The following is an 8,970-nucleotide window of genomic DNA, read 5'->3' as shown; positions in this document are numbered from 1 at the left end:
AAGCATTACTGTAAATACCATTTCGTCGCTAATATGTGATTTATTCTTCATTACCTGTCTAGTATAATGGGTGCACTACAATGCGGCCCCGTTATTAGGTTGATAACTAATTATGGCTTTACTGTTTTTCTGTTTTTGTGACTTAAGGGCACTTTAATTTCGGTGATCAGCGTCTTTTATATTATCTACAGCCTTGTCTATAGCAGCCATATAATCAGAATGGGATCCATTTAAAGACATTGCTTCAACTACAGGTTCTATAGCATCTATATAAGCTCGAAGATGTCCGACATTAACCAAATCTTCCAAATCATATGCAAGAGATTTTAATTCCACTAGATCACGCGAATCATCTACAGTAAACTCGTCGATTAGTGCGCCATAATCACCGTTAATAATACACTCTATCAACCCATCGCTACAATAACCATGTTTATCAAGAACTAATTCAGCCAATTCTTCCTTACCATCTTCGTCAATTATGCCTTCCTTCAACTGCTCATAGAGAAAGTTCATTTTAAAATCTCTAACTAAGGGATCATCGTCTCCACCACTCTCTTCCAATGCACGAAAATAAGGGGCTCTATCTGCAGAAGGAATTCTATCAATATAAGTATAGACATTAAGTACAAATTCTGCCACACCTGCTGGCAAGTAACGAGCTAAGATGGGAATTTGCTTGTCAAAATCTTCTTCTCCATACAAGAGTATCTTTTTAGGTGGGTAACTTACTTCTTGCTCATTAACTTCTGCTCCAAAATGTTTCAACGTTAGGTCACATAGTTTGATTACATTTGTAACAATATCTACAGCAGATGTATTTACTGAATCCATTGCTTCTAAGCTAGCAATGATATCTCTGACTTCATCCGTTTCTAATCCTAATGCTCTTTTCAATGCACGATCTTTTGCGTCTTCATCAATTAAAACTTTAAAAGAATCATAGCGATCATCTCTTAAGGGTTCAAGGTCGTTCTTTGTCATAACCAACGCTAAATTTAATCCAGAACCTTGAATTTCTCTACCAATTAATTCTGGAACAAGCTCTTCTCTGATAAAATCCTTTATTTCTCTTTCAGCGGAAGAAGCTACTAGAGATCCTTCTGTTCTTACTAGATTATCCATAAACCTACAAACACCATGTAAATTAAACTGAATATTCTCTTCTTTTATAGTAGTTAGTAAAGACTGTAAGTAAGCTAATTTGTTATCACCCGCTCCTGTTCTTTTTTCTGAAAGATCTCCGCCACTAGCAAATGCAAAGACCTCACCAACTCTTCTTTGAGTTTCATTATTAAAACTAAGTTCCAAGGTTTGTATATCTGACGATTTTAGTGGTGTGCAACTATTTTCTACTTGTAGACAGTTATCTCCATCTTTTAGAGTTAATTTACCAAGTTCCCCTTCATGATCAGAAATTACTGCACCTACCAGCCTCTGTGCGTTAATACTATCTCTAAATATTATCTCAGGAATCTTCATAGCTTATTAAAATAACACGTCCCGTCTGGTGATGTCAAGGGGGGGGTGAACAAATAGTCAAGAATTTAACAATTTATTCGATTTTTAACAATTCTAGCACTATCATTGGGTTTCCAGCTCAAGTAGATTGCTTTCCGGTACATGCAAGCTGCTTTCCAGTTTCTGCGATTTCTTATCCGGCCATTTCCGACAAGAATTCAGCTATTACGTATTACTGTCAATTAAAGGATTTTTTGAATTAAGCTACTGTAGTCACTCGTCTAATCTCTGCCCTCATTATCCAGTCAGTCCCTTTGCTGCTCCATCTAGAGTAGTTGTTTATCAATCTAGTCCCCAAATAAATAAATTGATTGCCTTTATTCTTCCAAGTAAGTTTGCACTTGTCCAAGACTTCCCTCTAGTGATCCAAATAGCCCTCTGATTCATTCACTAATTGCAGCAATGCCTCCAATGATTGCAATTAATCATAAAGTTAATGCAGATACTCTTAAAATTAGAGTAAAGACTTTAAAAGCTATTGTATCGCAATTAGAAATCAACGTTTTCAAATTGAAAACAAGGTAATTAACGCATCAAGCAAGAAACAAAATCTTTCCAAGCCCTGAATAGACTAATCCAAAACCTATACAAGAATTTCCGAGGAACTCCAATAGCAATTGAGCCTCGTGTATTACTAGCGCGTCGGCTATGCCTCCTTGCTTCCGTTTAGTTTTTTTAGCTTAGTGTCTGTGGGCTTAGCAGGCAGCTACCTAGCCAAGGGTTTAAAGAAATAGGGGCCGCATTGTAGTGCACTCATTATACTAGACAGGTAATGAAGAATAAATCACATATTAGCGACGAAATGGTATTTACAGTAATGCTTCGTCTAGAGAAAGGTGAGTCTTTAAAAAAGCTAGCCGATGAATATGAGATAGGAGAGTCAACAATTAAACGTTAGAGAAAAGGAAAACATCGTGTTTCAAGTGATTTCAATCCAAGCTGAGCATGGTTAGGAAATAGTAACAGCTGTTGAACAAGGAATGGCTTCTGTTTGCGAGCAAAATCCAGACCTTGATGCTGTTGAGTTTAGATTAAATGGGGAAACAAATGGACTCTATAGTACGAGTCATTATAAATATAATGTTGGAGAATTAAAGAGTATGCTTGATGAAGGTGGTCATACATTTGCTGATTACTTGAAATTTATGGGATTGCAGGCACAAGATTTTGATACTATTGGAAATGCCTTTAATTTTTTTAGTCCTGAATTCTTGTCTGCCCGCTTATCTCAGGATTTCATTGAACGCGATAAGAAACTTTTAATTAAATCCGTTACTTTTAAGAAAGAAACTATGCCTGCAGGTATTAGTGATGAAACAGGTGTAACGATTGATCGGGAAACTAGCAATGCACTTATTGTAGACGTGAAGACGCATCGCCGTTCCTAGTTTCTTACTCCAAAAACTTCTTCACTTCTTTATCAAAATCAGATTCAAACAGTCTATCTTGAACGATTCGATATTTTTCAAACTCACTAGCAGCATGATCTCGAGCAATTTCAGCACTAACCCTACCAGCATCTTGTAGAACTGCCCTGTCATCAAACTCCAAAAACTTATCAAGCCTTTGAGACCAATCCTCCATTGTCATTGGAATTTTACGCTTAGCTTTATCCTCCGCTAATTCCAAATAGGCATTGACGATTCGTCCTAAAGATTCTATTTCTTCTTTAGTTAAATAGTTTTTAGCGATGCTTATGTCTGTTTTGAGGATTTTGCCACCAGGACTATTCTCCCAGTTTGTAAGTCCCATAAAAGGCTTATTACTATCAGCCCGCTCCACTATTAATTCAGCGGCAGTGTGACCATGAATTGCGTAATGCATTTTATTCTGTACCTTAGCAAAGAATTCTTTTGTAGTTGGTGCATCTTTATTGTAATCAACACTGGTTGTATAAATATCTGTAATTTTTTGGTAGAATTTGCGCTCACTAAGGCGAATCTCTCTAATGTCTTCAAGTAACTTCTCAAAATAGTCTTCGCCAAGATAGCTACCATTTTCAAGTCTCTTCTTGTCTAAGACATAACCTTTGATAGCAAATTCTTTAAGCACTTGAGTTGCCCACTGTCGAAACTGAGTCGCTCTTTTGGAATTAACTCTATAACCAACAGAGATAATGGCATCCAAGTTATAAAATTGGGTATCATAGGTTTTGCCATCCGAGGCAGTTGTCCGGAATTTCCGGATAACTGAATCTTGGTCCAACTCACCATCTGCAAAAATGTTTTGAAGGTGTTCGCTTACAGTACGAACATTGACATCAAACAACTCAGCCATTAACTTTTGAGACAACCAAATAGTCTCATCTTCATATCGGACTTCTATACTGTGCTCTTGAGCTTGAGAAGTGAAGATCAGAAATTCAGCGGTGCTGTTTCTGATTTGTAATCTGTTTTTCTTGCTCTCTTTGCTCATTTAAAATCTCGGACACTTACATACATACTAGCATGTCTAAAAGTCTCTTAATTACTACAATATCAATGTTAAATTCTTGCTCAAAGTCGCTGAAACAATCCATTGTGGGGTGCCATTTATTAAACTCGAAACCTCTCCTGGTATTTATTCTTATAACTTGTGTAAATCAGCTCACAAAACTCTTGCCAAGTTGTTATTGGAGGATATTTTTCCCAAAGCTCCTCGTACTCTAGCATGTTTTCTGAAACACTTTTCATGAATTGAAAAACTGGATTTTTGTTCTCATTATCATCTTGCGGGAAGGAGTATTGATCTCCTTTGGAACCAAATGCATAGACCGGATGTCCTGGATCACAGTTGTGTAGCATGGCAGAAAAAAAATAAGGATCTTGTTTGACACCATCAACAAGTATTTTAAAAATCATCAAACGAAAAGAATATGGTTCTTGAATATCTAGCCGTAAACGCAAGCTATCACAAATTCCAAGTATAGTAGAGAGTTGAATATTCTCATCTGACTGTTCCAGTCTTGAAATAGTCTGGGAGCTTATTCCAGTTACTGCAGAAAGATCTTTCTGGGTAATATTCTCTACTTTTCTTTTGGCTTTAATCTTGGTTACTACTTTTGACCAATATTGCTGAATAATCCGTTCCATCTTTTTTCTATATACTCCTTAAATTTGTTCCTTAAGCCCGAATTGATCTGCGTTTCGCTTTCGATAAATTGATAAATCAAATCCAAACGCTTCTCAAAATCCTTGACTATATTCAAAAGCACTCTCTCACTGAAACCAAAACTCTCAGACAAGATCTGAAGATGTTTAGATTTAAGGTCTTTCATTTTTGGTTTGTCTTCATTTGGTCTGAGAGACAAGGCCATGTAATCAACACCATCATAATAGTTCGCAAAAACCATATCGTAGATTGGAGTAAGGTTTAAGGCATCTTTTTCACGGAACATAGCAAAGTTTTTCAAATGTGCATCAGTATTACCCAGTAAAATACAGGCAAGAATTCTTCTCAGTAATTTCTCCACATCAGCCTTAGTACAGAGGCGACTTTGATTCATATAGTCAGCCATACCCTGGTAAGTTCCACCATCATATTTATCGCTAGATTCAATATTCAATAGCTGAGTAAATTCTTCAAAAGCTAATTTCTCTCCATTTGCATTTCTGTCAAACCTTTTCACGAAGAGTGTTTGCCCTAAACCTTCAAGTTCTGATATCTCGACTTCGGCAACTTGATCATTGAATAAAAGAATCTCGGTTGTTTTCATAGTCAAAAATTCATTCTCAACTATTAATGGATATTGACCTCCTGATAATTTTGCAATGTGAGTAGAAGCTTCTTTATAAATTACTGGATGAAAATCAGTCCCCTTCTTTACTACAAGTAATTTTGGTTGAACACCAGAGATAGAAGCTCGCGCACGTAGACTAAGTTCATGGAAATAATCTTCTGTATCAATTTTGATTTCGTAATTAGGATTCGGGTCAACAATTGTTACTGCACCAATCAAATCATAACCAAAAGCCATTAATAATTTAAAACGATCAGTTTCTTTAGCTCCTATTGCTTTGGCTTGCATCTTCGCTAATGGACCTTCTGCAATTAAATTATCGAAAAACGGGTGCAAAACATTTTGACTCAAGTGTTCTCTTCTACTTACAGGCAATCGAGTTGAAATAGAGATCCCTTGCTTTTGAAATTCTTCATCATAAACAAATAAATAATCACCACCTGGCCTTTGCTCTAAAATGCCAGCAAGGCTCTCCTTGTTTCGAAAATAAACTTTAGCCCAACTATTGTCTGCCATAATATCAAATATATTGGATATTATACCGCAGAATCCAATCAAATATCAAATATATTTGTAATAATTGTCATTTTAATATTAAATATCAATCTTATTTGATATTTACGATAAAATTAGTATAGATATCAATTATATTTGATAATTTAACGTTCTGAGACGAAATAAAGGAAGGTACCCCTTAAACTGAACAATAGTTCTACAGTTTAAGGGGTACCTTCCATGGAGCGCACTTAAGCATGATCCAGACATGAAGGAACTTGCTTTTACTGCTATTACTGATAAACCATCCAGACGAAACAATTTAATGAGTGCACCAGGGGGTAGATATGGAACCTACAGTTTATCGCCTGGGATGCAAAGGCTGAATCAGCATAGGACTAAAGAATCTTAGTTTCGTTACGTAAGCGGTAATCTACCAAACCCCATACTGATTCAAATTCAATTGATGTCCCTCGCCATCAATAATTCGCAAAGTTATATTTGAATTGTTACGTGCCAGTATATCTTTGATTTTGCTGGCGTGTTCAACTGGAACTACGTCATCTAGGCTGCCGTGGACGATGATAATTTCAGCTGCGCGGATTTTGGAGTAGGCGTCTTCTTGGTTCCATAGTTTGTTAAGCAATGGCTGAGCGCGATTGGCGTCGATGCCGGCGGCTTTGAGACTATTGATGGTGTCTTGATCTCGGTCCTTGAGATTGAGAGGAGCAGCTTTAAGTAACAGGCTGGCAAACTGCTCGCCTGTTGGCGCATCTTGATAGATTCGTTTGAGTGAGTGAGCCAGAATAGAAGTACCCAGTGAACTTCCTTCTAGGTATATTTCTTGCATTGGATAGTCAAGCATGATGGCTTGGATTGTTGCTGTGACGTCATTGATGATAGATCTTTGATCGGCTTTGCCGGGATTGCCTGAGTGACCGCGATAGCTAATCATTGCGATATTGAATCCGCGATCTAATAAGGCAACTGCTCTATCGGCTTTGGCAAAGTTGCCGCCTGAGCCATGTAAAAGAATTTTGACTTTCGTGTTTTGAGCTTTGCTGATAAACCAATAAGCTAGTTCAAGCCCGTCTTGAGTTCTTACGGTTTGCATTGTTGCACTTGCTTTGCGCTTGGGAAGCTCTCTTTTGAAAATAGTTTGCGCTTCTTGTATCTCCGCTTTGATAATGTCACTAGCAGTCTTGCCATCATAACTAGCTGGGCTATGAAGAAAACCATATGCCCAGTCTTGGACTTTGGCTGCAAGTGGATTTGGTGATTGGGTTTTGTTCATTGTTTCAATTATAAGGTGATAATAAACTGGGTTCTGCACAGTTGTTATCCTGAAAGTATACAATAGACTTGTTTTGAAACAGGTCTAATGCCAATTTTACAAAGATCTTATATAATAGATCTATTGTCAACGTAGATAATGAATTTAGATATCCTGCAAAACTTCGTAGTGAAGCTCGAGGGGGCTTTCGCAATGAGTCTATTAGAATTCGACCTTTAAGTTTGGTGGCACTAATAGCACTTTCTACCCTCAGGGGAGATAGTCTAGATCAAGTCGTAGCTCCAGAAGCGGTTCACCGAGCTGTGGATTCACGTTTGCACAGAACTAAACCTGAGTTTGTTGCTGTCATAAACAAGGGCTTGCGTTTGTTTGATGATTGGCAAGCTGGTGCAGTGACTAAGCAGCCAGAGAGTACGGATTTTTTGTCTAGTTGTGTAGTTGGGCTTTGTAATGGTAGCAATGAACTTATTCATCAGAGCAAATGTTTGCTTGCAGCGCAGGTTTTGCTTTCTGATGCTTTGAATAAATTTAATGACTTGCCAGTGAAAGAACGAGTTGAATTTTTGACATTTGTTCGAGATGATCTTGGTTCTGATTATACTGATAAAGAGAAACGCTATATTGAATTTAATTTAGATAATTTAATTCAAATTACTAAGCAACGTAGCTTGCAGCTCGCTGACCTCGGACCCTTTAAGCAACTGAGTTTTGATCATGTGCCGAGTTTTGTTGCTTCTGCTAATGCTTGTTACCAACCAAGAAATCGATGGTCTGGACCAAGGCAAGAGTTTCCTTATGTGATGGCTCAAAGGTGAGAGTTTTGCTAGAGTTGTTGAAGTGATTTATAAAGCATTAGATATTGTAGTAATCCCTCCCCAGCCAGTACTTGATCTTTGCTACCAGCTCAATGCTGGTTTTGAAGATAGAAGAATTAATTTAAATCCTGTTAATGCGCTGCCGCATTTGACTTTGAGCATGGGAGTAATTGAGTCAGGTGATGAAGCTGCTATAGCTCAAGCTCTTGAAGTTCTCGCAAAAAAATATCAAGGACTTGAATTGCAGTTTGATTCGATTTTTGATGCTGGTTTTAAAACGGATAGCGCAATGGGCTTGAGTATTGAGAAGACAGATGGCTTAATGAATTTGCATCGTGACTCAGTTGCTTTGATGCGACCTCACCTGCAGGATTATTACCAAGCAGATATTTTTGCTGATTATGACCAGGGTTTGGGTGAGTCTTGTTTAGGCTGGGTTCGACGTTTTCAGTCAGACTGTGTTGGTGAGGACTTTGATCCGCATATAACTATCGGTTTTGGTGATTTACCTGAAATTGAAGCGATGAGTTTTAAGACTAGTAAATTAGCTTTGTATCAATTGGGTGATTACTGTACTTGTAATAAATTAATAGTTGAGTTTGAACTATAGTTTTACATTGGATTTGACGGGAGGAAGCTGCATTGATTGTGCTCCTCTAGCCAAGCTTGGTGGAATCAAAAACTCTTGAGTGGTATACCTGCGTTTGCAATCAGCAAGACTCTTTTTCTCGATTTGTTGCCAAAAAGCATGGTCGACTTTAAGCCAAGATTGTGCCAAGTCTTCTGGGACTTTGTTTTCTATTAGGGCTTTGCGTAGGAACTCGGCTCGCGCTTCGAGGTGTTCTTGTTTGATAAACATATAGCTGTGAGCATCTTGGACTCGAAGTCCACTATAAATGGGTGGTCCACCCATGTTGACCGTCATAAAATTGGTTTGCACGTTTTCGATGAATTCTTAATCAACATGCTTGAAATAGGAATAGAGTTCAGTATCCTTATAAACGTAATCATAAAAAGTCTTGTGGACTTTTTTGAGAGTTGCTGCGCCGCCAAGGCGATCATAGAGACTTTCCTTACTCACTAGTTAATAAGTCGGAAGTATAGGGATTTTCTCTATCCACTAAAAG

8 protein-coding genes and 1 pseudogene are annotated in these 8,970 nt (G+C 37.7%); 3 read left to right on the top strand and 6 right to left on the bottom strand.

Annotation, left to right across the window (positions count from 1 at the left end; genetic code table 11):
* Positions 1-153: 153 nt before the first annotated feature.
* The gene (locus tag O3C63_04085; GenBank protein ID MDA0772104.1) at positions 154-1,482 is read right to left on the bottom strand and encodes a hypothetical protein; all 1,329 of its coding nucleotides are present in this window, start codon (positions 1,480-1,482) and stop codon (positions 154-156) included.
* 1,019 nt (positions 1,483-2,501) lie between these two features.
* Here O3C63_04085 and O3C63_04080 point away from each other — a divergent pair.
* A complete protein-coding gene (locus O3C63_04080) occupies positions 2,502-2,909 on the top strand; it encodes a hypothetical protein (protein MDA0772103.1) in 408 nt (135 codons plus the stop codon).
* Positions 2,910-2,913: 4 nt separating this feature from the next.
* Here the strand turns inward: O3C63_04080 and O3C63_04075 are convergent, their stop codons facing one another.
* The 4 genes from O3C63_04075 to O3C63_04060 form a co-directional block, all read right to left on the bottom strand.
* Positions 2,914-3,936, bottom strand: coding sequence for a virulence RhuM family protein (locus O3C63_04075; protein ID MDA0772102.1), 1,023 nt, complete (start codon positions 3,934-3,936; stop codon positions 2,914-2,916).
* 119 nt (positions 3,937-4,055) lie between these two features.
* Complete coding sequence (locus O3C63_04070; GenBank protein MDA0772101.1) at positions 4,056-4,592, bottom strand: helix-turn-helix transcriptional regulator; 537 nt, start codon at positions 4,590-4,592, stop codon at positions 4,056-4,058.
* Entirely contained in the window at positions 4,556-5,755 is a 1,200-nt protein-coding gene (locus O3C63_04065) for a type II toxin-antitoxin system HipA family toxin (protein ID MDA0772100.1), read from the bottom strand. The genes O3C63_04070 and O3C63_04065 overlap by 37 nt, the downstream gene beginning before the upstream one ends.
* Positions 5,756-6,167: 412 nt before the next feature.
* Positions 6,168-7,028 carry a prolyl oligopeptidase family serine peptidase gene (locus O3C63_04060; protein MDA0772099.1) on the bottom strand — a complete coding sequence of 287 codons (861 nt, stop codon included), beginning with the start codon at positions 7,026-7,028 and terminating at the stop codon, positions 6,168-6,170.
* 221 nt (positions 7,029-7,249) lie between these two features.
* Here O3C63_04060 and O3C63_04055 point away from each other — a divergent pair, with 221 nt between their 5' ends.
* Positions 7,250-7,843: a hypothetical protein gene (locus O3C63_04055; protein ID MDA0772098.1), complete on the top strand. Its 594-nt coding sequence runs from the start codon at positions 7,250-7,252 to the stop codon at positions 7,841-7,843.
* 22 nt (positions 7,844-7,865) lie between these two features.
* Entirely contained in the window at positions 7,866-8,453 is a 588-nt protein-coding gene (locus O3C63_04050) for a 2'-5' RNA ligase family protein (GenBank protein ID MDA0772097.1), read from the top strand.
* Here the strand turns inward: O3C63_04050 and O3C63_04045 are convergent.
* A pseudogene (locus tag O3C63_04045) lies at positions 8,448-8,924 on the bottom strand (group 1 truncated hemoglobin). The gene O3C63_04050 and the pseudogene O3C63_04045 sit on opposite strands and share 6 nt — an antisense overlap.
* Positions 8,925-8,970 lie beyond the last annotated feature (46 nt).

It is taken from the genome of Cyanobacteriota bacterium (assembly GCA_027618255.1).
Classification (GTDB): domain Bacteria; phylum Cyanobacteriota; class Vampirovibrionia; order LMEP-6097; family LMEP-6097; genus JABHOV01.
The sequence above is the reverse complement of the archived record's forward strand: the minus strand, read 5'-3'. Positions and strand labels throughout refer to the sequence as shown.

Bases quoted from the DNA above. Each gene is read 5' to 3' on its own strand.
- O3C63_04085 (MDA0772104.1), bottom strand. From the start codon at position 1,482: ATGAAGATTCCTGAGATAATATTTAGAGATAGTATTAACGCACAGAGG.
- O3C63_04080 (MDA0772103.1), top strand. From the start codon at position 2,502: ATGGCTTCTGTTTGCGAGCAAAATCCAGACCTTGATGCTGTTGAGTTT.
- O3C63_04075 (MDA0772102.1), bottom strand. From the start codon at position 3,936: ATGAGCAAAGAGAGCAAGAAAAACAGATTACAAATCAGAAACAGCACC.
- O3C63_04070 (MDA0772101.1), bottom strand. From the start codon at position 4,592: ATGGAACGGATTATTCAGCAATATTGGTCAAAAGTAGTAACCAAGATT.
- O3C63_04065 (MDA0772100.1), bottom strand. From the start codon at position 5,755: ATGGCAGACAATAGTTGGGCTAAAGTTTATTTTCGAAACAAGGAGAGC.
- O3C63_04060 (MDA0772099.1), bottom strand. From the start codon at position 7,028: ATGAACAAAACCCAATCACCAAATCCACTTGCAGCCAAAGTCCAAGAC.